This is a genomic window from Tumebacillus algifaecis, assembly GCF_002243515.1.
In the GTDB taxonomy this organism is placed as follows: Bacteria; Bacillota; Bacilli; order Tumebacillales; family Tumebacillaceae; genus Tumebacillus_A; species Tumebacillus_A algifaecis.
Window position 1 is genome coordinate 1,518,137 of record NZ_CP022657.1, and the last position, 23,688, is coordinate 1,541,824.

Below are 23,688 nucleotides of genomic sequence, written 5' to 3' on the forward strand. Positions count from 1 at the left end.
ACTATGAGTCATCAAGACTTTTCCGACCGCGTCGATGAGATTGCGGTGGTCGGTCTCGCCGGACGCTATCCGGACTCGAACAATCTCGACGAATTCTGGCAGCATCTACGACAAGGACATGAGCTGGTTTCCTTTTTCACGGAGGAAGAGCTGCTTGCAGCAGGCCATGATCCTGCGGTGATCGGCGACCCGAACTACGTCAAAGCGGCCGCGATCATGAAAGGCGTTGACCAATTTGATGCCAGCTTCTTCGGCTTCAATCCACGCGAGGCGGAAATCCTCGACCCCAACCATCGTTTCTTCCTCGAAACGTGCTGGGAGGCGCTGGAGAACGCAGGTTGCAACCCGGACACGTACCAAGGGGCGATTTCCGTGTATGGCGGTCAGGCGATGAACCGCTACCTGTTGCTCAACCTTCTGCCCAACCGCGCCACCGTGGCACAGGCGGGCGAACTGCAAGTGATGATGGGCAACGAAAAAGACTTCTTGACCACACGCGTGTCCTATAAGCTCAACCTAAAAGGGGCCAGCGTCAACGTGCAGACAGCCTGCTCCACCTCGCTTGTCGCGGTGCACATGGCGACACAGGCGCTGCTCAACGGTGAGTGCGACATGGCGATGGCAGGCGGGGTATCGGTCATTCATCCAAAGACTGGCTATCTGTATACCAAAGGTAGCGTGATGTCCCCGGACGGCCACTGCCGCGCGTTTGATGAAGACGCACAAGGCAGTACGCAAGGCTCTGGCGTCGGCGTGGTGGTGCTCAAGCGCATCGAAGATGCGATCGCGGATGGCGACACGATCTATGCGGTGATTAAAGGCTCAGCGGTCAACAACGACGGTGAGCAAAAAGTCGGCTATACGGCGCCGAGCATCAATGGACAGTCGGCGGCGATCTCGGAGGCGCTGGCGATTGCAGACATCGATGCCGACACGATCAGCTATGTGGAGACGCATGGCACCGCGACCGAACTGGGTGATCCGATCGAAGTGGCGGCACTGACTCAGGTGTACCGCGACGCGACAGACCAAGCGAAATTTTGTGCGATCGGCTCGGTCAAAACGAATGTTGGCCACACCGACTCGGCGGCTGGCGTTACCGGTTTGATCAAAACCATCTATCAATTGAAGCATAAAGAGCTCGTGCCCAGTCTGCATTTTAAGAAGCCCAATCCGAAGTTTGACGACTGGGAGAACGGCCCGTTCTATGTGAACACCGAGTTGAAACCATGGGAAGCGGGCGACACACCGCGCCGTGCGGGCGTTTCTTCCTTTGGCATCGGGGGCACCAACGCGCACGTCGTGCTCGAGGAGTTCCCGGAGCGCAACAGTGCCCCGTCCAAACGCTCGAGCCAGTTGGTGCTCCTGTCGGCCAAAAGCGAACGCTCGCTCGAAGCGATGACCGACAAGTTGAAAGACCATCTGCAAACTCGTACCGAGCAAAACTTTGCCGATGTGGCGCACACCTTGCAAGTTGGACGCAAAGCGTTCAGCCATCGCCGCGCGCTGGTCGCCAAAGACGCATCAGATGCGGCGCAGGCATTGGCAACTCGCGATCCGAAGCGTTTGCTCACCGCACAAAACGAGGTGGAGAACCGCTCGGTGGCGTTCCTGTTCCCCGGTGTCGGCGATCAATACGCCAACATGGTCAAAGAGCTGTATGCGACAGAAGCGGTGTTTCAAGAGCAGTTGGACGCATGTTTTGACCGCTTGAAGCCGCTTATCGGACGCGATCTGCGCGAGGTGCTGTTCCCGGCACAAAGTGACGAACAACCAGCGGCGGTGCAAGGGATCGACATGCGCAAATTGCTGCGCCGCGACACAACCGATGCGGACACCTCGAAGCAAGAACTGACGAAGACCGAGTATCTGCACCCGACCGTCTTTGCGGTCGAATACGCGCTGGCCCAACTGTTGATCGCGTGGGGCATCCAACCCGCTTCGCTGATCGGGTACTCGCTTGGCGAGTATGTCGCCGCGACGGTAGCAGGCGTGTTCACGTTGGAAGATGCGCTGAAGCTGGTTGCCAAACGGGCTCAGCTGATCGCCCAACTGCCAAACGGTGCGATGCTGGCCGTTCCGATGTCGGCCGAACAAATTCAGCCTCTGCTTGGCGAAGAGTTGCAGATCGCGACGATCAACACGGTCGGACACCTCGTCGTTTCCGGCACGTTGGATGCTGTGGCTGCGCTTGAGACGACGCTCCGAGAGCAAGGCATCACTTCGATTCGTGTCGCTTCCACGCACGCGTTCCACTCGAAGATGATGGAGCCGATCGCCGAAGAGTTCAAACGATTGATCGCTTCGTTCGATCGACAGGCACCGGAGATTCCGTTCGTCTCCAACGTGACGGGCACTTGGATCACCGACAACGAAGCGGTCGATCCGGACTATTGGGCGAAACATCTCTGCCAGACGGTACGCTTCGCAGACGGTATCGTGGAACTTGCACAGGATGAAAATCTTGCGCTGCTCGAAGTTGGGCCAGGCACGACGCTCTCTTCGTTTGCGATGCAGGCGAAGAGTGGCCTGACTGCGTTGCCGACGATTCGCGCTTCCTATGACGGTCAGTCGGACACAGCGTTTCTGCTGAACACGGTGGCGAACTTGTGGCTGTCGGGCGTCGATGTCGATTTTGCCAAGATGAACGAAGGCGAAGAGCGCCTGCGCGTGCCGCTTCCGACCTACGCTTGGGATCGCCAGCGCTACTGGATTGATGGATCGGCCGCGACCGTCGCCGCTGCGGCGACCGCGACCGCGTCCGCCCTGCCAAGTGAGGCGGTTCGCCCGGTCGAAGAGCGTTTCTACACCCCGATCTGGAAACAGGCGCTTCCGCTTGCGAAAGAGGATGTGGCGGCAGAAACGAAACGCCTGCTGGTGTTCTGCGAGGAGTCTTCCTTGTCGGCTGGCTTGGTCTCTCGCCTGCGCACAGGCGGCCATGAGGTGCAGACGGCGAGCACGCTCGCTCAGTTTGCAAGCCTGCTCGAATCGCAACAACTCCCGACGCACATTGTGCATCTCGGCAGTTTGACCACCGCCGAACCGACATTTGACGAAGCGCAACAAAACGGTCTGTACTCGCTGATCGCCATCGCACAGACGCTTTCGAAAATGGAGCTCACGGCGAAGGTCGAACTGGTCGTGATCACGAATGGACTGTTCCAAGTGGAAAGCCGGGATCAGACCTATCCGGCGCAAGCGACTTTGCTTTCGCCACTGCGCGTCTTGCCGCAAGAACTGCCGAACGTCGCGACACGCGCCTTTGACATCCTGCTTCCGCAAGCGGGAACGAAAGCGGAAGCCCGCCTGCTCGACGCACTGACCCGCGATCTGCTTGGCGAACCGACCGAGCGCCTCACCGCCTATCGCGGCACACAGCGCTGGACGCAAGCTTATGAGCAAGTTGCTCTGGAGCAGAAGCCTCGCCTGCGCGACGGTGGCGTGTACCTCGTGACAGGCCTCGGCCTGTTGGGGAACAACCTGGCCCAAGCGCTGGCAGCAACGCCGCAGGTCAAACTGGCCATCGTCACGCGCACAGGTGCTGCGAACCGTCTGGAGGCGGTGCAAGCGTTGGAAGCAAAAGGCGCTGAAGTCATGCTCTTGCAAGCTGATGTCGCCGATGTGACCGCGATGCAGCAGGCAGTTGCTGACATCATCGCCAAATGGGGCGCTTTGCATGGCGTTATCCATGCGGCTGCTGCAGCCGACTCGGATACGATCAGCGTGATCGCCGATACGACCGAAGCGGACTGCGCTGCACACTTCCAAGGCCGCGTACATGGACTGCACGCGTTGCAGCAGGCGCTGACCGACATCCCGCTCGACTTCGTGTTCACCGCATCGACGTTGGCGGCCGTGCTGGGCGGTTGGGGCTTTGTGGGCCCGGCTGCAGGACATCTGTACATGGATGCGTATGTCGCCGCGCAAAACGTGGAGAGCGAAACACCGTGGATCACGGTCGGATTTGACCGACTGGATGAAGCGGAAGTAGCGGTCGTGCTCCATCGCGCCTTGTCGGTCGAGCCTGTACTGCCGCTGGTGTTGTCCAATCAAGACCTCAATCTGAGCATTGAGAAGTTTATCAACCAGCAAGGTCAGCAGGTGGTCACCGATACGACACAAAGCAACGGGGCTCGCCATCCGCGTCCGAATTTGAAGAACGCGTACGTGGAGCCGAGCAATGAGCTGGAAGAGATGATCGCCGAAATTTTGCAAGACCTGCTCGGTATCGACAAGATCGGCGTGCACGACAACTTCTTCCAGCTCGGCGGCAACTCGCTGCTCGGCACCCAAGTCGTCTCGCGTCTGCGCACGACTTTCCAAGTCGATCTGCCGCTGCGTGTCCTGTTTGAAGCCAACACCGTCGCTGACATGGCCGTCGTGATCGAAGACATCATGATCGCCGAACTGGAAGCGATGAGCGACGAAGAAATTGCCAATCTGCAAGAACAAAACTAGGAGGTTGTCCTTTTATGGAAACGAACAAAGCAAAAATCCGCGAATTTCTGTCCCGCCATTTTCGAAATGATGATCTGAAAGATGATGACGATATCTTTGCACTCGGCTTCGTCAACTCGCTGTTTGCGATGCAGCTGGTGATGTTTGTGGAAGGCGAGTTTAAAATCCGCGTGGAAAATGAGGATCTGGACCTCGACAACTTCCGCTCGGTCGATGCAATCGCAACACTCATTGCCAAAAAAGCAGCGTAACCAACTGTCAACTAGGGGAGGAGAACTCATGGAAGCGACGCAAAAGACGAAGAAAAAGGACGATAAGAAGACGATCAAATGTGTGGTCTGGGATCTCGACAACACCGTTTGGGACGGCGTCCTGCTCGAAGATGAAAATGTCATCCTGAAAAGTGAAGTGGTTGACATCATCAAGGAACTTGACGAACGCGGCATTCTGCAGTCGATCGCCTCGAAGAACAACCATGAGGACGCGATGCGCAAATTGGAGGAGTTCGGCATTGCTGAATACTTCCTCTACCCGCAGATCAACTGGAATTCGAAAGGGTCGTCTGTGGAGCAGATCGCCAAACTGATCAACATCGGCATCGACACGCTGGCTTTTGTCGATGATCAGCCGTTTGAGCGAGAAGAAGTTGCGCACACTCACCCGCAGGTGCTTTGCCTCGACGCGCTGAACCTCGAAGGGATGCTGGAGCTTGATGTGATGATCCCGCGTTTTATCACCGACGACTCGAAACAGCGTCGCAAGATGTATATGGCAGATATTGAGCGCAACCAGGTAGAAGAGGAATTTGTTGGGCCGACCGACGAGTTTCTCGCATCGCTCAACATGACCTTTACGATCGCACCGGCCACCGTGGAGGACTTGAAGCGGGCAGAGGAATTGACGCAACGCACCAACCAGTTGAACACGACTGGCTACACCTACAACTATGACGAGCTCGATGAATTCCGCAAATCGGAGAATCACCTGCTGTTGATCGCAGGTCTGGAAGATAAATACGGCACGTATGGCAAAATCGGGTTGGCACTCGTCGAAACGGGCGAAGAAGTTTGGAAAATCAAACTGCTGCTGCTCTCCTGCCGCGTGATGTCGCGCGGAGTGGGCTCGATCTTGATCAACCACATTTTGCAATCGGCCAAGGAGCAGGGCAAGCGTTTGCAGGCCGAGTTCCTCCAGACCGATCGCAATCGGATGATGTACATCACCTACAAGTTTGCTGACTTCAAAGAAGTAGATAAACAGGACGACCTGATCATTTTCGAAAACGACCTGACGCGTGTTCAACCGTTCCCGGATTACGTGAACGTACAGATTGGTTAAATTGGCGAGGAACGAAGGAACCGAACTTTCCCCGTGAGCGGACGCTCACGGGGACTTCGTTCCTTTTCCTTTTCACGGAGGAATCTGCGATGACGAACAAACAGGATCTCTCACAACGCAAGTCCAGCTTGTCCGCCGAAAAGCGTGCTCTGCTTGAAAAGCGATTGAAAGGCCAACTTAGCGTCCCTGCCAAACAATGGATTCCGAAACGCACCGGGGCGGGGCCGGCAGATCTTTCGCTCGGCCAGCAGCGCCTGTGGTTTTTTCACCAGTTTCAGCCAGAAGATGCGTCAGACAACATTCCGTATGCGGTGCGCCTGCGAGGGCGACTGCATGTGGAAGCCATGCAAAAAAGCATCAATGAAGTGGTCAAGCGCCACGAAGCGTTGCGCACCAACGTGCAACTGGTAGACGATCAGCCCAAGCAGGTGATTCATCAGGAACTGTTCGTGCCACTGCCCGTGCTCGATTTGACAGGGACACCTGTGACGAGCCGTGACCGTATCATCGACGAGGTGAGCGGCCAAGAGGCGCGCCGACCCTTCGATCTGACTGCCGATCCGTTGCTTCGTTGCTCGCTGGTGAAACTGGATGAGCAAGATTACGCCCTGTTGCTCACCTTCCACCATCTGGTTGCAGACGGGTGGTCGATGGACGTCATTTTGCGGGAAGTGATCGTGTACTACGACGCGTTTTCCAAAGGGCAGTCGGCAGCGCTCCCCGAGCCGGAGCTTCAGTTTGCCGATTATGCGGAGTGGCAGAACGAATGGCTGCAAGGCGATGCATCTCAAAAGCAACTCCGCTACTGGAAAGAGCAGTTGCAAGGTCCGCTGCCCGTGTTGCAGTTGCCGACCGACCGTCCACGCCCGGCGATGATGACGACAAAAGGGTCGCTTTTGCAGATCGAGTACCCACTCTCGTTGCAACAACGCATGCAAAAGGTTTGTGAAGAAGCGGGCGTCACGATGTTCATGGGACTTTTGGCAGCCTATAAGACCTTGTTGTACCGCTATACCCGGCAAGAGGAACTGCTGGTCGGAACAGCGGTGGCTGGCCGCAACCGCTCGGAGTTGGAAGGTGTGGTCGGCAACTTTGCCAACACGCTGGCCTTGCGCTCAGAACTTCGAGCAGACATGACGTTTCGTGAACTGTTGGAGCAGGTGAAAGCGACCTCGCTTCAGGCGTTTGCCAACCAAGACGTGCCGTTTGAAAAGGTGATCGAAGAGGTGCAGCCGGAGCGGAACATGGGCCACACGCCTTTGTTTCAGGTGCTCTTTTTGCTGCAACCGCATGTGAACGCGGAACAGCTAGATCTGGGCGACTTGCGCTTCGAACCGATCTGGTCCGATCAGGGAGCGGTCAAATACGATCAGATGATGTGGCTCTCCGAAAGTGAGACAGGATTGACCGGACTTTTGATGTACAACACCGACTTGTTCGAACAGGCGACGATCGAGCGAACGCTACAGCATCTCGAGACGTTGCTACAAAGCATCGCAGACGATCCACACCAAAAGCTGGTCGATCTGAAAATGCTTCCCGATGCGGAAGCGGAACAGGTGCTGTTTGCGTGGAACGACACAGATGTGCTTTTTGCGGATGACAATCTCTGCACGCACCAGCTGTTTGAACGGCAGGTTGAGCGCACCCCCGATGCGGTGGCGCTGGTGTTCCATGAGCAGACGTTCACCTACCGCGAACTGAATGAGCAGGCGAACCGATTGGCGCATAAACTGCGCGAGCTAGGCGTTGGGGCAAACGTTCCGGTCGGACTCTGCGTCAACCGTTCTGCGAAGATGATTGTCGGACTCTTGGCAATTTTGAAAGCGGGAGGGCCTTACCTGCCGCTCGACCCGAGCTATCCGAAGGACCGTTTAACTTTTATGATCGAAGACACGCAGGCTCCGGTGATTTTGACCGAGCAAAGTCTGGTCGAAGAGTTGCCGCCGCATCGAGCGACGCTCGTCCTGCTCGACGAACTGTCCGCTTTCGACGAGTACAGCAGCGCAAATGTGCAGGGTAGCGTAACGCCCGATGACCTGGCGTTCCTGATTTACACGTCCGGCTCGACGGGCCGTCCAAAAGGTGTGGCGATGGGACATCGCGCTTTGTGCAACTTACATCTGTGGCAGTTGGACGATTTTGTGCACGGAGGCCCGCGCCGAACGACACAGTTTTATTCGATCAATTTTGATGTAGCGTTTCAAGAAGTGTTCTCCACCCTGTCTTCGGGCGGCGCTTTATATGTGCTGGACGAGGAGACTCGTCGCGATTCCCACAAGCTGTTGCGCTATCTCGCCGAGGAGAAGATTGAGCGTGCCTACATGGCGTTTATTGCCATGCAACACCTGGCCGAAGCGGCCGAAACGTCAGACGCCAAAGCGCAGCTGTTAGAAGTGGTGACGGCGGGCGAGCAGTTGCAAATCACGCGTCACATCGTGAAGTGGCTGGCTGAGATGGAGGGCGTGGTCGTGTACAACCAATACGGCCCGAGCGAAAGCCATGTCGTCACCTCCCACACCTTGACCGGAGATCCGAGCACGTGGCCGGCTTTGCCATCGATCGGCAAGCCGATCTCCAACGCGCAAATCTATGTGCTCGACCAAGAGCTACGCCCCGTTCCGGTCGGTGTCACCGGAGAGCTGTACATCGGTGGAACCTGTCTCGCCGCTGGGTACCTCGGACGTCCCGACCTGACCGAAGAGCGCTTTTTGCCCAATCCGTTCCGAAATGAACCGGATGCGCGCATCTACAAGTCGGGCGACCTCTGTCGCTGGCACCCCGATGGGAATCTGGAGTATATCGGGCGCGCCGACCAGCAAGTGAAGATCCGTGGGTTTCGGGTCGAACTTGGCGAAGTGGAAGCGGTCGTCCGCCAGCATCCATTGGTGCGGGAAGCGGCGGTGATCGCAGTGGACAAACGTCTCGTCGCCTATATCGTGCCGGAGCAGCCCGAGGTGAATTTTGCCGACGTGAAGGGCTGGATGATGGAACGGCTGCCCGACTATATGGTGCCGTCCTTTGCGATGTACCTCGCGGCGATGCCACTTACGCCAAGCGGCAAGATCAGTCGGCTGGCTCTGCCCGCCCCAGACTGGTCAAATCTCAACGAATCGTCCTATGTCGCGCCGCGCACCGAAACGGAAGCGAAAGTAGCCAACGTGTGGAGCGAAGTGCTCGGTGTGCCGAACGTCGGCGCACAGGACAACTTTTTCGATCTCGGCGGTCACTCCCTGCTCGCGACAAAAGTCATCTCCCGCCTGAACCGTGAGTTCCAAGTGGAGATTCTGCTGCGGGAACTGTTCGAAAACCCGACGGTGGAGGGCGTGTCCAGCTATCTTGAGCGCGGGGGACAAACGAAGCAGTTGGCGTTGACAGCGGTGCATCAAGGCGATGAGAAGCCACTGTCCTTCTCGCAAAGCCGCCTCTGGCTGCTCGACAAGCTGATGCCTGGCTCCACAGCCTACTTGCTTTCTTCAGCGGTGCGCTTGAACGGACCACTTGATGTCGAGCGTCTGCAGGCGGCCCTGTGCGGCGTGGTGGAGCGCCATCAATCGCTGCGCACCAACTTCCGCGAAGTTGGCGGGGAAGCGGTGCAAGTGATTCGCCCTGAGGTGCGCGTGCAACTGCCTGTGGTCGATCTGTCGCACCTGTCCTCGCACGATCAGGAGCGCGAAGTGGAACGTCAGATGCGTGCAGAGGCGCAAAAACCGTTCGATCTGGAACGGGACGACCTGCTGCGCACCGTCCTGTTGCGTTTGTGCGGGGACGAGCACGTCTGCCTGCTCACGATGCACCACATCATCACCGATGGTTGGTCGAACGAACTGTTCGTCACCGAACTCTGTGCGCTCTATGCGGGCGCAGAATTGCCGACGCTCGACATCCAGTATCACGATTTTGCCCACTGGCAACGAGCGTGGATGAACAGCGATGGCATGAAAAAGCAGCTCAGCTATTGGCAAGACCAACTCGGCGGCGCGCTTCCGGTGCTGGAATTGCCCACAGACCATCCGCGTCCGGCGGTGCGTTCAGGACTGGGTAGCCGATACCTCTTCCAACTGCCGAGCCGATTGCTGGAGCGACTGCCGACCGCAGCTTGGCGCGAACAGGGTATCACGCTCAACATGGTGTTGCTCGGCGCGTTCCAAGTGTTGCTGTACCGCTACACCGGGCAGACAGATCTGCTCATCGGCACGCCGATCGCGGGTCGCAATCGCCGAGAGATCGAGAATCTGATCGGCTTTTTCGTCAATACGCTGGTTGTGCGCACCGATCTGTCAGGCAACCCGACGTTTGGCGAACTGCTCGAGCGCGTGAAACGGACGGCGCTCGATGCCTACACCTACGCCGATGTGCCATTTGAAAAATTGGTCGAGGAGTTGCAGCCGAAGCGGAGCATGAGTCACACCCCGCTGTTCCAAGTGATGTTCGCGATGCAAAACATGCCGCGTTCAGAAGCGAGCTTCGAAGGCGTGACCGCGGAGAGCATCATGCTCGACACGGGCGGCAGCAAATGCGATCTCTCGCTGTACGTGACGGAGGAAAGCGGCACTCTCGATGCGCATTTTGAATACAGCACCGACCTGTTTTGCGAAGAGACGATCGCGCGCATGGCGGGACATTACGCTACGCTGTTGGAAGCGCTGGCCGAGCGACCGGACGCGGCGATCTCCGAGATCCCGTTCCTGACCGAACTGGAGCGGTCGCGCTTGCTGACCGAGTTTAACGAGACGGTACAGGAGTATCGGCAAGACCTTTGCCTGCACGATCTGTTCGAAGCGCAGGCCGCGTTACAACCAGCGGCGATCGCCTTGATCGCTGGCGAAGAGCGCTTGACGTACCAAGAGTTAAACGAGCGAGCAAACGCTGTGGCCGACCGACTGCAAACGATGGGCGTCGGCCCGGAATCGTTGGTCGGGGTGTACCTGGAGCGTACCCCCGAATTGGTCGTCGCTCTGCTAGGCGTGCTGAAGGCGGGCGGAGCTTATGTGCCGCTCGACCCGTCCTATCCAGAGGAGCGCGTGCTGTATACGATGGAGGATGCGAAATTGGCGGTGCTTTTGACCAGTGAGCGTCTGCATCGTCAACTGCCTGCGCATCAATCGACCGCCTTGTATCTGCCGCTTGAGGAGCGGGTCGCGACGAACACTGGCTCGACTGTGCAGGCCAGCAATCTGGCCTACGTGATCTATACCTCGGGCTCGACGGGCCGCCCTAAAGGTGTCGCCATCGAGCATCACAGCGCTGCGACGATGATTCAATGGGCACTGGATCACTATTCAAAAGACGAGTTGCGCGGCGTGCTGTTTGCTACGTCGATCTGCTTCGACCTTTCCGTCTACGAATTGTTCGCCACGTTCGCCGCAGGAGGTCAGGTGATCCTCGCCGAAAATGCGCTGCAACTGCCACAGCTTCCGGCAAAGGCGGAAGTGACGCTGATCAACACCGTTCCCTCCGCCATCGCCGAACTGCTGCGCATGGGTGCGATCTTGCCTGAGGTGTGCACCGTCAATCTGGCAGGGGAGGCGTTGCCGCTGCATCTGGTGCAAAAACTGTATGCGCTCGGCACGGTTGAAAAAGTGTACAACCTCTACGGCCCGTCCGAAGACACGACCTACTCGACCTTTGCGCTGATCGACAAACAGGCGACGAGCGCTCCGACGATCGGACGACCGCTTGCCAATACGCAAGCGTACGTGCTGGATCAACAGCTGCGACTGGTGCCGATCGGTGTGCCAGGACAGTTGTACTTGAGTGGGGACGGCTTGGCGCGAGGCTATCTGGGACAGGAGCGGTTGACGGCGGAGAAGTTTATTCAGAACCCGTTCGCTTCCGACCCGACGGGGCGCATGTATGCGACTGGCGACTCTGTGCGCTGGCTGGCCGACGGCACGCTCGAATATCTGGGCCGCACCGACCGCCAGATCAAAGTGCGCGGCTTCCGCATCGAGCAGGGTGAGATCGAAGCCTCACTGCTCAACCATCCTGCGGTGCAGGCCGCTTATGTACAAGTGCGCGAAGATGGGAGCGGCGACAAACGACTTGTCGCCTATGTGGCAACGGGTGGCCATGCGGTCACAGTAAGCGATCTACGTCTGGCGCTCAAAGAGCGCCTGCCCGACTATATGGTACCGTCGGCGTTCGTGCTGTTGGACAGCCTGCCGCTGACACCAAACGGCAAAGTGGACAGCTTCGCCTTGCCTGCCCCCGAACTCGGCGTCACCCGTGAGCAAGCGCTCCTCGAGCCGAGGAACGAAACGGAAGCTGTGCTTGCCGCCATCTGGCAGGAACTGCTTGGCATAGACAGGATCGGCGTTCGCGATAACTTTTTTGAGCTCGGTGGACACTCCTTGCTCGCCGTGCGCATGTTGGCGCAGATTGAAGCAGGTTTCGCCAAATCGCTCCCGATGTCCGCCCTGTTCCGCAGTCCGACGGTGGAAGCGCTGGCCGAGGAACTGTTGCAAGACGAAGCTCAAGTGACAAGCTCGCTTGTGACGTTGCAAGCGCATGGCACCAAGCCGCCCTTGTTCCTCATCCATCCGATCGGTGGAAGTGTATTCTGTTACCGCGCGTTGGCAGAGGAGCTGGGCGTGGAGCGCCCGATCTATGCGTTGCAGGCACCGGGGTTGGATGCAGGTCAAGAAGCGCTGCTGTCGGTGCAAGCGATGGCACAGCATTACCTGGAGTTGGTCCGATCGGTGCAGTCGTCCGGCCCCTATCATCTGGGCGGTTGGTCGTTTGGCGGCGTGATCGCCGTAGAGATGGCACGCCTGTTGCAGGCGCAAGGGGAGCGGACGGCACCGCTTGTGCTGATCGATACTTATGCCGAACTTGAACACACGAAAGAGGACGAAAGCGCCCTCGTCGCCGCATTTTTCAGCGACATCGCGGGACTGTCGGGCACAGATGTCACACGTTTTGCCGAGGTGGCCGACACGTTGCGCGAAGCCGATTTACCGCAACTGTTGCCGCAAGCGCAACAAGCGGGACTTTTGCCCGCCGACGTGAGCGCCGAGCAACTGCTCCGCCTCTACCATGTGTTCCGTGCCAACCGTCGCGCCTATGCAGACCATCTTATGGCTACGTTTTCAGGTGACATTCTCCTGTTGCACACCGCAGACGGAGGAAGCGTCCCTGGCTGGCAAGCTGTGGTCACTGGCACGCTGCAAACCAAAGCACTTTCAGGCAACCATTTCACCTTGTTGCAGGTCCCGCATGTCCGCGAGGTCGCACAAGCCATGTTGTAAACAAAGAGTGCAGGGGGAGGCGCTTGACCGATCATCCGCAAGATGAGTCGGTCAGCGCTGTCTCCGAACGCTATAAAAAGAGGGAGGTCGCCTGTGAATCGAAAACTATTTCTCTACGTCAATGCTTTTTCTCACCTCGGCACGATGATGGACATGATCGTCGTCAACTCGATGATCTATGTGCTCACCGATGGCAGCACGATGTGGCTGTCGGCCTGTCTTGGGATTCGCGTGTTGGGCGGTATGCTCTCCTCGCTCTATTCGGGCGTGCTGGCCGACCGTTTTGACCGCAAGAAGCTGATGCTGTTTGCAGATTTTGCGCGCGCCGCCTTAATCTTGGGGATGATCGTCTTCCCCAATCCGACGATGATCCTGATCATCTCGTTTCTGATCGGGTTTCTCGCTTCTTTCTTCCAAGTTTCATTCAACGCGGAAGTCCCGCAGATTTTCGGTGAAGACAAAGTGCTGGAAGTCAACGCGCTCATCATGCGCTTGAGCTCGATCGCGATGGTCATCGGCTTCTTCTCGTCAGGTCTGGTGACAGAACGCTTTGGCTTTTCTACCGTATTAGCGATTGATGCTTTGTCCTTTGCTCTGTCCGGCGTGGCGCTCATGCTGATGAAATGGGAACGCACTCCGGTCAAGCGGCAGGAGGCAAACGTCCAGGCGAAAGGCAAACTCGCGTCGATCTTCGAAGACCTGGGCGAAGTTAAACGCTACCTGATGTTGAAACCGCTGTTGCTCACCGTCTTTGGCGTGTATTTGGTACAGACGGCAGGTGCGAGCGGGCACAACGTCGGCATTCCGCTGCTCGCCGCTGCGCTCGACCCAGCCGCACAAGCCAAGATCTACGGCTTTATCTGGGGCACATGGGGGATTGGCAGCGTGGTCGCATCCTTTTTGATTGCGCGGCGCAACGTGGTACAAAAGCATCTCAACGGCTTTTACTATGGTTCTACCGTGGTGGCAGGGCTCGGGTTTATCACCTTTTTGTCGAGCGAAAATCCGTGGCTGATCTTTCCCGTCGTCTTTCTGGTCGGCGTGAGCGAAGCGGTGTGCGGCACGACGTTCTCCGTGTTGATGCAGCAATGTGACAACCATGTGCGAGGGCGGGTGTTTGGCGTTTCGGCGCTGCTCAATCGCTTCGGCTTTGCCAGCGGCTTCCTGCTCGTGCCCCTGCTGATGGATATCCTGACCATGCCGCAGACGATCATGGTCTGCCAAGGCGCTGTCATTACCGCAGTGATCTGGGCAGTCTGGAAATCGTCATCGCACAAGTTAAAAAAACAGCCGAAACAAACGGCCGCGTAAGGAGAAGATCAACATGACATCACCAGGCGTCTACCTGTTCCCGCTGTCCTATGCGCAGCAGCGAATGTGGTTCCTCGATAAATTTGTACAGGATGGGGCGGCCTACAACATCACGGGCGCCGTTCGCATGCGTGGTCATCTGGATCAGCAAATGCTGACCGACTCGCTGTGCGCCATCGCGCTTCGCCATGAAACCTTGCAAACCTCGTTTCGGGAAGTGGATGGAGAACTGATGCAGGTGATCGATCCGGCCGCTGGGCTGCAAGTGCCGCTGATCGACCTGAGCGGTCTCCCAGCTGTAGCGCGTGAAGCGGAGGTGCAAAAACGGGCGCGGGAAGAAGCCCGTACCCCGTTCGATCTGGAAAAAGCGCCTCTGCTTCGCACCACCTTGCTCAAATTGGACGATGCAGAACATGTGCTGTTGGTGACGATGCATCATATTATCTCCGACGGTTGGTCGATGGGCGTGTTGATGGGGGAGATGCGTGCCTACTACCGCGCCTTCCTGCATGGACAACCCGACCCGCTGCCAGAATTGCCGATCCAGTACGCTGATTATGCGGATTGGCAGAAAGAATATCTCGCTTCCGGTGTGCTGGAAGATCAGTTGTCCTACTGGAAGCAAAAGTTGGCCGGGCCGCTCCCCGTGCTCGATCTGCCGACCGATTTTGCCCGTCCTGCTGTGCAGACCTTGAAAGGAACGTTTCAAGAATTCCAACTCAGCAAAGAAGTGGTGCACAGCATCAAAGCGTTGAGCCAGCGTGAAGGCGTCTCCATCTTCATGACACTGCTCTCCGCGTTCAACGTCTTTTTGCACCGCAATACGGGGCAGGAAGATCTGATCGTCGGCACTCCGATCGCCAACCGCACGCGCGAAGAGATCGAAGGGCTGATCGGCTTTTTCGTGAACACGTTGGCGATCCGAACCGATCTCACAGGCGAACCGACTTTCCGCGAGGTGCTGGGGCGGGTACGCGACGCGGCATTCGAAGCGTATGCTCATCAGGATGTGCCGTTTGAACGGCTGGTCGAAGAAGTGTCACCGGAGCGCGATTTGAGCCGGACGCCGTTGTTTCAGGTGCTGTTCGTCTTGCAAAATGCGCCAGGCGGCACTGCTGAGCTGCCCGGTCTGACGCTCGATACGGTGCAGGTAGACACGGGCACATCCAAATTTGATCTGTCGCTCTACCTGACGGAACAGGAGGAAGGCATCAGCGGTACGGTCGAGTACAGCACCGACCTGTTCCAAGCGGAGACGGTGGCGCGGATGATGCGCCATTTCGAAAACTTGCTCGGTGCCATCGCCGCCGACCCTGATGCGCAGATCGCGGCCTTGCCCTTGCTCGATGAGGAGGAGCGGACGGAGCTGCTGACCGCATGGAACGACACAGCCGTTGCATATCGCGAAGACGCCCTGATCCACCAGCTGTTCGAAGAGCAAACGGCGCGCACCCCCGATGCGGTGGCGGTGGAGTTCGAAGCGCAGACGCTGTCTTTCCGCGAACTGGATACTCGGGCCAACCTGCTTGCGACCGCTTTGCAAGAACAGGGCATCGGTGCTGAACACATCGTCGGCGTGCGCATGGAGCGCTCGCTCGAAATGATGGTCGCACTGCTCGGGATTCTGAAAGCGGGCGCTGCCTACCTGCCGCTCGACCCGACCTATCCGGAGGAGCGCCTTTCGTTCATGGTCGAAGATGCTGGCGTACAAGTGGTGCTGACCAAAGAGGAGGTCGCTGCGATTCCTCAGCAAGAGTCGGTCGTACCCCCTACCTGCCCGGCCACTGCTGACAACGCTGCCTATGTCATCTACACGTCAGGCTCGACAGGCAAACCGAAAGGCGTTCTGGTTCAGCATCGCAACGTAGTCAACTTTTTCACTGGCATGGATGCGCGCATCGGATGTGGGCAAGGCGATGCGATGGCGGCGGTGACTTCGATCGGATTTGACATCTCGGTGTTGGAACTGTTCTGGACGCTGACCAGAGGCTGCAAAGTGATTCTGCTCTCGGAGACGGCGATCCTGACGGGTGATTTGAAGCCAGGTGCGACGTTGCTCCAAGGCACGCCGTCGCTGATGAGCATGCTGCTCGCCAACCCTGATGCACGCAAAGGCTTGCAAAGCTTGGAAAAAATCCTGCTTGGCGGCGAAGCGTTGCCGCCCACTTTGGCCCAAGAGATCAAAGGCGAGTTAGGCGCCCGCCTGTTCAACATGTACGGCCCGACCGAAGCGACCGTCTGGGCGTCGGTACATGAAGTTCAAGATGAACAAGGTCTCATCCCGCTCGGCGGTCCGATCGCCAACACGACGCTCTATATCTTGGACAAGCGGTTGCAGCCGGTGCCGATCGGGGTCGCAGGCGAATTGCACATCGGTGGTGCGAACATCACTCGCGGCTATCTCGGCCGCGACGAACTGACTGCCGAACGCTTTCTGCCCAACCCGTTTGGTGCAGGCCGTCTGTACAAGACGGGCGATCTCGCCGCTTGGCGTCCGGACGGCACGCTGAAGTTCCTTGGCCGTCTCGATCATCAAGTCAAGCTGCGCGGTTTCCGCATCGAACTGGGCGAGATCGAAACAGCGCTGGCCCAGCACCCGAGCGTGCGGGAAGCGGTGGTCACCGCTCTCGACAACCGGGTGCTGACCGCTTATCTCGTCCCCGAGGGGGAGGCGCCGGACAGTGGCGAACTGCGCCACTTTTTGCAGGAACAACTGCCCGAGTACATGGTGCCGTCCCTGTATCTCTTTCTTGAGAAACTGCCGCTCACCCCGAATGGCAAAGTGGATCGCAACGCGCTGCCCAAGCCGGAAGGGGATCGCCCCGAACTTGGCACCGCTTATGTGGCGCCCTCGACCGATCTGGAAAAGCGGATCGCAGCGATTTGGCAAGAGACGCTAGGCGTGGAGAAAGTAGGTATCAACGACAACTTCTTCGAACTGGGCGGGCAATCGATTCTGATCGTCAATGTTCACCGCCGCCTGACCGAACTGGGCTTTCAGATCGCTGTCGTGCAACTGTTCCAATACCCGACCGTGCGCACGCTTGCCCAATTTATCTCAGGCAGTCAGGAGGAATCGGTCGTCGAGCAAGGCAAGAATCGTGCGGATACCAGACAAGCTCTTCGCGAAAGGAGACAATCGCGGGCCAATCGGCGAAAATAGAAGTCGAAGGAGGGGCTGTCGTGGAAACGAGCGATCAATTGCATCTTGCCCTGCAGGAAATTGAAATTTGGGAACAGGAACAGAAGGATTTGTGGTTCTGGGAAAAGTTGGGCCGCTTGCCTTTTGTCATGTTGGACAAGCTGACCCCGCGCTTTTTGAAAGAAAAAATGGGACAGGCGATCGATGAAATGATGTCCTATGTCGATACGGGTGGGAGTTACCTCATCCAGACGGATCGCATCGTCAAGCGCTTTGCCAAAATACGAGGGGAGTCGGTCACACAAGCGGAGATCGCAACGCTTCCGCTCGCCGCGATGGACGAGGTCGCAAACGAACTGCGCGCGTCTCGCTCCACGTTTGCTAAATGGCAGGGGGCGAGCACGGGGATCGGAGGCATCTTCACCTTGGCGATCGACATCCCGATGCTGCTCGGACTGTCCCTAAAAGTCCTACAGGAGATGGCCGTTTCTTACGGATACGACCCGAATGACAAAGCGGAGCGTCTGTTTATCATCAAGTGCCTGCAATTTTCCTCTTCTGACATCGTCGGTAAACAGGCGATCTTGGAAGAGCTTGCCGCCTATAGCGATCCGGCGCAAAAAAGCGGTCAAATGTTCGCCCAGCTCCAAGGCTGGCGCGAAGTGGTCATCACTTTGACCGACAACATGGGGTGGAAAAAGCTGTTTCAGCTCATCCCGATCGCAGGCATCCTGTTTGGGGCGTTTCTGAACAAAAAAACGATTGAAGACGTCGCCGAAACGGGCAAGATGCTGTATAAGAAACGCAGAATTCTCGAGCGGCTACAAACGAACAACTCCTGATCGAAAAAAGGGACGAAGAGTGATCACTCTTCGTCCCTTTTGTATTGCAGAACTTAATGTTAGAGCAGATAGCCCATCTTCCGCGCTTGAAACGTCAATTCCTCACGAAATTTGGGGTGGGCGATGCTGATCAAAGCACAGGTGCGTTCACGGATCGTCTTGCCTCGAAGCTTGGCGACACCATTTTCGGTGACGACGATGTCCACATCGTTTTTGGAATTGCTGATCGCTGAGCCCGGATACAGGGTGGGCACGATTTTGGAGATGGTCTCGTTTTTGGCGGTGGAGTGCAGGCAGATGATGCCGCGCCCATCTTTAGCCATGCGCGCTCCCTGAGCAAAATCGGCCTGACCGCCGGTTGATGAGTAATAGCGGCCTCCGACCATTTCCGAGTTGCACTGGCCGAGGAAGTCTACTTCCACCGTCGCGTTGATGGAGACGAGTTGCTCGACCTGCGAGATGATGCGCACATCGTTCGTCCACGAAGCGGGCAGGAAGACCACATCTTTGTTCTCATGCAGAAAATCGTACAACTTGCGGCTGCCCAAGGCGAACGTCGTGGTCATCTGGCCGGGATAGATGCTTTTGTTGCTGCCGTTGATGACGCCAGCCATGCAAAGATCGACCACTTTGTCGGGCAGCATCTCCGTGAAGATGCCAAGGTTTTTATGACCGTGCAAGAAATTCATCACCGCGTTGGGAATCGCGCCGAAGCCGATCTGCAGGTTGTCGCCGTCGCGTATGATTTCGGCGATATGACGACCGATCATTTCATCATTTGCGGTGATGACAGGTTCGAGCAGCACGGGCAGTTCTACATGATGTTCAACTAGTGCAGACACTTGTGAGAGATGGATTCTATTTTCGCCGTAGGTGCGCGGCATCTTTTCGTTCACTTCGAGCAGGATCAGTTTGGCATCCTCGATCAACGAACTGACATAGTCGGCATTGGTACCAATGGAAAAATAGCCATCCTCGTCCATCGGGGAGACGGTTGCCATCAGCACACGGTTTTTAGTGATCTGCTGAAGCTGTGCGGCCAAATCAGAAAAATGGTTGGGCAACAGATCGACCAGACCGTCGCGAAAGCCAGGGCGATCGCCCGAGCCGAGGAACAGAGAGACCACTTGCAACCTTTCAGGAGCGATATCGAGCGGTGGCCGCATCGTCAGCATCTGATACAGGCGGTTGCCGAGCAATCCTTCGTGGCTTGGCAGTGCGTCGAGTAAAGCGGGCGGTTGACCTGCACAGAGTGGGATGAAGATATCGTCGCCCGACTCGATCAGCCGTACTGCCTGTTCTGGGGTGTGTAGTTTGCGTTTGTAATCACGAATGAGCGTCATAGTGATGTCTCCTTGAACTGATTGCTGATGGTAGCTTTACACAAAGAAAAGAGCCTGATACACGATCAGTCTCTACTCTTTGCTTGTTTGATTATCGCGTCTAGATATTCGGACAGCCCTTTGCGCAGATGACCTTCGCGCCCGATCGTCGTCTTGGCTGCGGTCAGCGAATTTAAGATCGCTTCTTCGGAAGCCTCGGCAGTGGCGCGAAACGCCAGGTCGATCTCATTTTCGTTCAGCATTTGCAACGAGATCACCGCGGCGCTCTGCTCATGTTGCACCCGATTTGCGGTGGTGAAGGCGATCACCACATCTCCGCTGCCATTGCCGATAAACGACCCGGTGCGAGTCATGCCTACTGTACAGCGCTTGCTGATCCGCTTCAACTGCCGCTCGGAAAGCGGCAAATCGGTGGCGAGAATGAAGATGATCGAGCCTTTATCCGGCTCGTCGATCGCTTCTGCACGCTGCATCTCGTCGAGCATCGCACCTGCAGGAATCCCCTGCAACAGGAAGTCTTGCTGTCGTCCAAAGTTGGACAGCACCAGCACCCCCAAGGTGTAGACGTTTCCGTCTAGCTCGATCAGGCGCGACGCGGAGCCGATACCGCCCTTCAATCCGTAACAGCTCATGCCAGTGCCTGCTCCGACGGCGCCTTCTGCAAAATCGGAGCCAGCGTCAGACAAGGCAACGCGGACGTGTTGTTCCTGCACATGCCGACCGCGAATGTCATTTAGGTACCCGTCGTTGCATTCGCACACCACCGGGTTGACCGTGCCAGTCGTCACACCGATCTCCGCATTCTGCTCCAGCATGTACGCGATCAGGGCATCGCTCACCTGACCGACCGATAAGGTGTTCGTCAGCAAAATTGGGGTTTCGATCGTGCCGAGTTCCTCGATCTGGATCGTCCCTGTCGTCTTGCCAAACCCGTTGATCACATGGGCGACGGCCAGCACCTTGTCTTGAAACAGATTGCCCCCGTGCGGCAAAATGGCTGTCACCCCGGTCTTGATCGGCCCGTCGTCGAGCGTACAGTGGCCAACTTGAACACCGGGTACGTCGGTGATCCGATTTCCCGCACCAGGGCGCAAAGAACCGATCACCACACCATAGTCACGAATTTTACTGCGCACGGGATTTACACCCCGATCCCTTGATATTTTGCGCGGTAGTTCTTGTGCAGGTCACGCGAGATGGTGCCTGGAATGCCTGCGCCGATCTGTTTGCCGTCGATCTCGACGATCGGCAGGACTTCCATGGAGGTCGAGCTCAAAAACGCTTCATCGGCCGCCAACAGTTCATCCGGTCCAAACTCTTTTTCTTCCATAGGCACACCGATTTCTTTGGCGATCTCAAGTAGTGTCGCCCGCGTGATCCCGTGCAAGATGAAGCGATTGGCAGGAGGTGTGATCAGCACGCCGTCCTTGATCAGAAATACGTTGCAACTCGACCCTTCCAACACGATGCCGTCGCGTACAAACACCGCCTCATAAAAACCGGCATCGGTCGCTTTCTGTTTCGCCACCACGTTCGGGAGCAGGTTGAGCGATTTGATATAGCAGTTTTTCCAGCGCTCATCCTCGACCAGCGTCACCTGCACTCCCTTTTCACGCACAGTAGCGGGGAGGTCGGTCGCCGGGCGGATCGTCATCGTCGTTGAGGCGGGCACGTCAGGGAACAGATGCACACGCTTGGCGATCCCGCGAGTCACTTGCAGATAGACGGACGCTTCCTGCAAACCAGTTTTCGCTAAGCCTTCTGCGATCAACGCTTCCAACTCGTCGATCGAATAGTTCATCGTAAGCAGGATCGCTTCCGCACTTTTTTCTAGGCGAACCAAATGTTCGCGCATCTTAAAAGGCGTGCCTTGATAGACGCGAATCACTTCATAGACGCCATCTCCGAAGTTATGACCGCGCTCGTCGATCGGCAATACCGCTTGATCGACCGGAATCCACTCTCCATTGATAAAACCAATCGCCATTGTATTGAACCTCCTCATTGTTCTGCTACTGTACATTTTTCTTGGCATGAGGGTGAACTCCTGCATCTGGCGGTAAATTTCGAGCGGACTTTGCTTGACAAGATCGCTTTTTGTAAATTGATTTGTTAAGGTTTGATTTGCTTTGTGAGGAGGTCTTCGTTTCCCACTTGTAGAATATGGGAGATGATCTGGAACCTATTCATGCCTGGAGGAGAAGAAAATGGAAGCGGCGCTCGAAATGTACAATCTGTCTCTGATCGCGCTGTCCGTTCTGATCGCGTGGTTCGCAGCTTATGCGGTGATCGACCTGAGTGAAAGGGTTGCAGCAGCCCGCGGCACAGCGCGCCAGATGTGGATGTTGGCTGGAGCGGCGGCGATGGGCTTTGGTGTATGGACGATGCAATTGATCGGACTGTTGGCCTGGGTGAACACGACCGATTCCTATGAATTTTCGATGATCGGACTGTCGATGCTGGTATCGGTGGTCACCGCCTACGGGGTGCTCATGACCATAAAACGCCGTCGTGTCGTCACGAAAGGAGGCATCCTACTAGGTGCGATGCTGATGGGAGTGGGCATCATGGTCTCCAACATGCTTGGCTTGCACGGCGTGCAGGCTGGCTACAGCATCGAATATTCTGCTATCGGAATCGGTGTTGTGCTGCTCTATGTGTTGCCAGTGTCGTATCTGGTCTTATCGTTTACCTTTTATGCTCCGAAGCGCAAGCGGATGGGCAGACGTCCACACAAAGTCATTTCGGCCGTGCTGCTCGGGCTTGCCACCACTTCGTTTCATTATGTGTCGATGCGCAGCGTGGCCGCCATCGAGGAATTGCCGAATCTGGAAGCGAACGCTCAAGGGGATTTGGTCCTGCTGTCGTTTTCGCTTGGCATCGCGGCCATGCTGATTCAACTGCTCGTCCTGCTCGGAGCTTTGTACGACCGACGAATGGCGTTGCATAGCGCCAACATGACCGAGCAGCGATTTCGCTCGCTCTTCGCACACAACCCGTTCTTCGTCGCCTCGTTCGACCTCGACGGGAATGTGACCGACGTGAACGGGGCGGCCGAACTGCTGCTCGGGTACGAGCGTGCTGAACTGATGGGCAGGTCGTACCAAGCGATTTTGAACGGAGAGATGATGGGCGCGTTCAAGCGCTCACTACAGGGTGCAACACCGAGCTGTGATGTTGCCATTCCTCATCGCAGCGGCAGGCTGCTCAATCTGCGGGTGACCAATGTCCCGGTGATCGTCGATGGACGCATCGTCGGCGCCTATGTGATCGCACAAGACATCACCGAGCACAAGCGCGCGGAAGAACTGTTGCATCGCTCCGACAAGCTGTCTGCCATCGGTCAATTGGCGGCAGGGATCGCGCATGAGATCCGCAATCCGCTGACGGCGATCAAAGGATTCACTCAACTGCTCAAAGAAAAGGCGCAACGCGATGTTGAATATTACGATGTGATTCTCTCCGAACTGGATCGCGTCAACCTGATCGTCGATGAATTTCTGTTTCTTTCCAAGCCGCAGTCTTCCAAATTTCGTCCGGTGCGCCTCGAACAGTTGCTCCAACTGATCGTCACGCTGTTGGAACCACAGGCGATCTTACATGATGTGCGCATCCAGACCCGTTTCCAACCGTTACCAGAGGCTGCGATCGAGGAGAACCAGATCAAGCAGGTCTTTATCAACCTGCTGAAAAATGCGATCGAGGCGATGCCCGCAGGTGGCGACCTGATCATCGAACTGTGGCCCGACGAGGACGACAATGCGCGCGTTCGCCTGATCGACCAAGGATGTGGGATCACAGAGGAGCAGTTGCAAAAGATCGGCGACCCTTTTTTTACAACCAAAGAAAAAGGCACTGGGCTCGGCTTGATGGTCTCGTTCAAAATCATTGAAGATCACGGCGGACGTCTGGAGATCGAAAGCGAGATTGGGGTCGGCACCACGATTGACGTGCTGTTGCCTTTGACCCAGCAAACAGCATTAAAACCGCAGGTCGTATGATTT

The 23,688-nt window shown here is 56.9% G+C and carries 11 protein-coding genes; 8 read left to right on the forward strand and 3 right to left on the reverse strand.

Features of this window, described 5'->3' with window-relative positions; genetic code table 11:
• The first annotated feature begins 3 nt into the window (after positions 1 to 3).
• The 7 genes from CIG75_RS06720 (at position 4) to CIG75_RS06750 (ending at position 18,341) form a co-directional block, all read left to right on the forward strand.
• The gene (locus CIG75_RS06720; RefSeq protein WP_094235945.1) at positions 4 to 4,458 is read left to right on the forward strand and encodes a type I polyketide synthase; all 4,455 of its coding nucleotides are present in this window, start codon (positions 4 to 6) and stop codon (positions 4,456 to 4,458) included.
• A gap of 14 nt (positions 4,459 to 4,472) precedes the next feature.
• The gene (locus tag CIG75_RS06725) at positions 4,473 to 4,709 is read left to right on the forward strand and encodes an acyl carrier protein (RefSeq protein WP_094235946.1); all 237 of its coding nucleotides are present in this window, start codon (positions 4,473 to 4,475) and stop codon (positions 4,707 to 4,709) included.
• Positions 4,710 to 4,737: 28 nt separating this feature from the next.
• Positions 4,738 to 5,796: an HAD-IIIC family phosphatase gene (locus CIG75_RS06730; RefSeq protein ID WP_094235947.1), complete on the forward strand. Its 1,059-nt coding sequence runs from the start codon at positions 4,738 to 4,740 to the stop codon at positions 5,794 to 5,796.
• 89 nt (positions 5,797 to 5,885) lie between these two features.
• Positions 5,886 to 13,046, forward strand: coding sequence for an amino acid adenylation domain-containing protein (locus tag CIG75_RS06735; protein ID WP_094235948.1), 7,161 nt, complete (start codon positions 5,886 to 5,888; stop codon positions 13,044 to 13,046).
• Between the two features lie 93 nt (positions 13,047 to 13,139).
• Positions 13,140 to 14,357: an MFS transporter gene (locus CIG75_RS06740; protein ID WP_157729427.1), complete on the forward strand. Its 1,218-nt coding sequence runs from the start codon at positions 13,140 to 13,142 to the stop codon at positions 14,355 to 14,357.
• Positions 14,358 to 14,370: 13 nt separating this feature from the next.
• The gene (locus CIG75_RS06745) at positions 14,371 to 17,520 is read left to right on the forward strand and encodes a non-ribosomal peptide synthetase (RefSeq protein WP_094235950.1); all 3,150 of its coding nucleotides are present in this window, start codon (positions 14,371 to 14,373) and stop codon (positions 17,518 to 17,520) included.
• 20 nt (positions 17,521 to 17,540) lie between these two features.
• On the forward strand, positions 17,541 to 18,341 hold the full coding sequence (locus tag CIG75_RS06750) for an EcsC family protein (protein WP_094235951.1): 801 nt from the start codon (positions 17,541 to 17,543) through the stop codon (positions 18,339 to 18,341).
• A 59-nt stretch (positions 18,342 to 18,400) separates the two neighbouring features.
• Here the strand turns inward: CIG75_RS06750 and CIG75_RS06755 are convergent, their stop codons facing one another.
• The 3 genes from CIG75_RS06755 to dat form a co-directional block, all read right to left on the reverse strand.
• Positions 18,401 to 19,684, reverse strand: coding sequence for an acetyl-CoA hydrolase/transferase family protein (locus CIG75_RS06755; protein WP_094235952.1), 1,284 nt, complete (start codon positions 19,682 to 19,684; stop codon positions 18,401 to 18,403).
• A 65-nt stretch (positions 19,685 to 19,749) separates the two neighbouring features.
• Positions 19,750 to 20,820 carry a DmpA family aminopeptidase gene (locus CIG75_RS06760; RefSeq protein WP_172844425.1) on the reverse strand — a complete coding sequence of 357 codons (1,071 nt, stop codon included), beginning with the start codon at positions 20,818 to 20,820 and terminating at the stop codon, positions 19,750 to 19,752.
• Between the two features lie 5 nt (positions 20,821 to 20,825).
• A complete protein-coding gene (dat, locus tag CIG75_RS06765; protein ID WP_094235953.1) occupies positions 20,826 to 21,671 on the reverse strand; it encodes a D-amino-acid transaminase in 846 nt (281 codons plus the stop codon).
• Positions 21,672 to 21,891: 220 nt separating this feature from the next.
• Between dat and CIG75_RS06770 the strand changes: the two genes are divergently transcribed.
• Positions 21,892 to 23,685 carry an ATP-binding protein gene (locus CIG75_RS06770; protein ID WP_094235954.1) on the forward strand — a complete coding sequence of 598 codons (1,794 nt, stop codon included), beginning with the start codon at positions 21,892 to 21,894 and terminating at the stop codon, positions 23,683 to 23,685.
• Positions 23,686 to 23,688 lie beyond the last annotated feature (3 nt).

Excerpts from the sequence above, each read along its gene's own strand:
- CIG75_RS06720 (WP_094235945.1), top strand. The coding sequence starts at position 4 with ATGAGTCATCAAGACTTTTCCGACCGCGTCGATGAGATTGCGGTGGTC.
- CIG75_RS06725 (WP_094235946.1), top strand. The coding sequence starts at position 4,473 with ATGGAAACGAACAAAGCAAAAATCCGCGAATTTCTGTCCCGCCATTTT.
- CIG75_RS06730 (WP_094235947.1), top strand. The coding sequence starts at position 4,738 with ATGGAAGCGACGCAAAAGACGAAGAAAAAGGACGATAAGAAGACGATC.
- CIG75_RS06735 (WP_094235948.1), top strand. The coding sequence starts at position 5,886 with ATGACGAACAAACAGGATCTCTCACAACGCAAGTCCAGCTTGTCCGCC.
- CIG75_RS06745 (WP_094235950.1), top strand. The coding sequence starts at position 14,371 with ATGACATCACCAGGCGTCTACCTGTTCCCGCTGTCCTATGCGCAGCAG.
- CIG75_RS06755 (WP_094235952.1), bottom strand. The coding sequence starts at position 19,684 with ATGACGCTCATTCGTGATTACAAACGCAAACTACACACCCCAGAACAG.
- dat (WP_094235953.1), bottom strand. The coding sequence starts at position 21,671 with ATGGCGATTGGTTTTATCAATGGAGAGTGGATTCCGGTCGATCAAGCG.
- CIG75_RS06770 (WP_094235954.1), top strand. The coding sequence starts at position 21,892 with ATGGAAGCGGCGCTCGAAATGTACAATCTGTCTCTGATCGCGCTGTCC.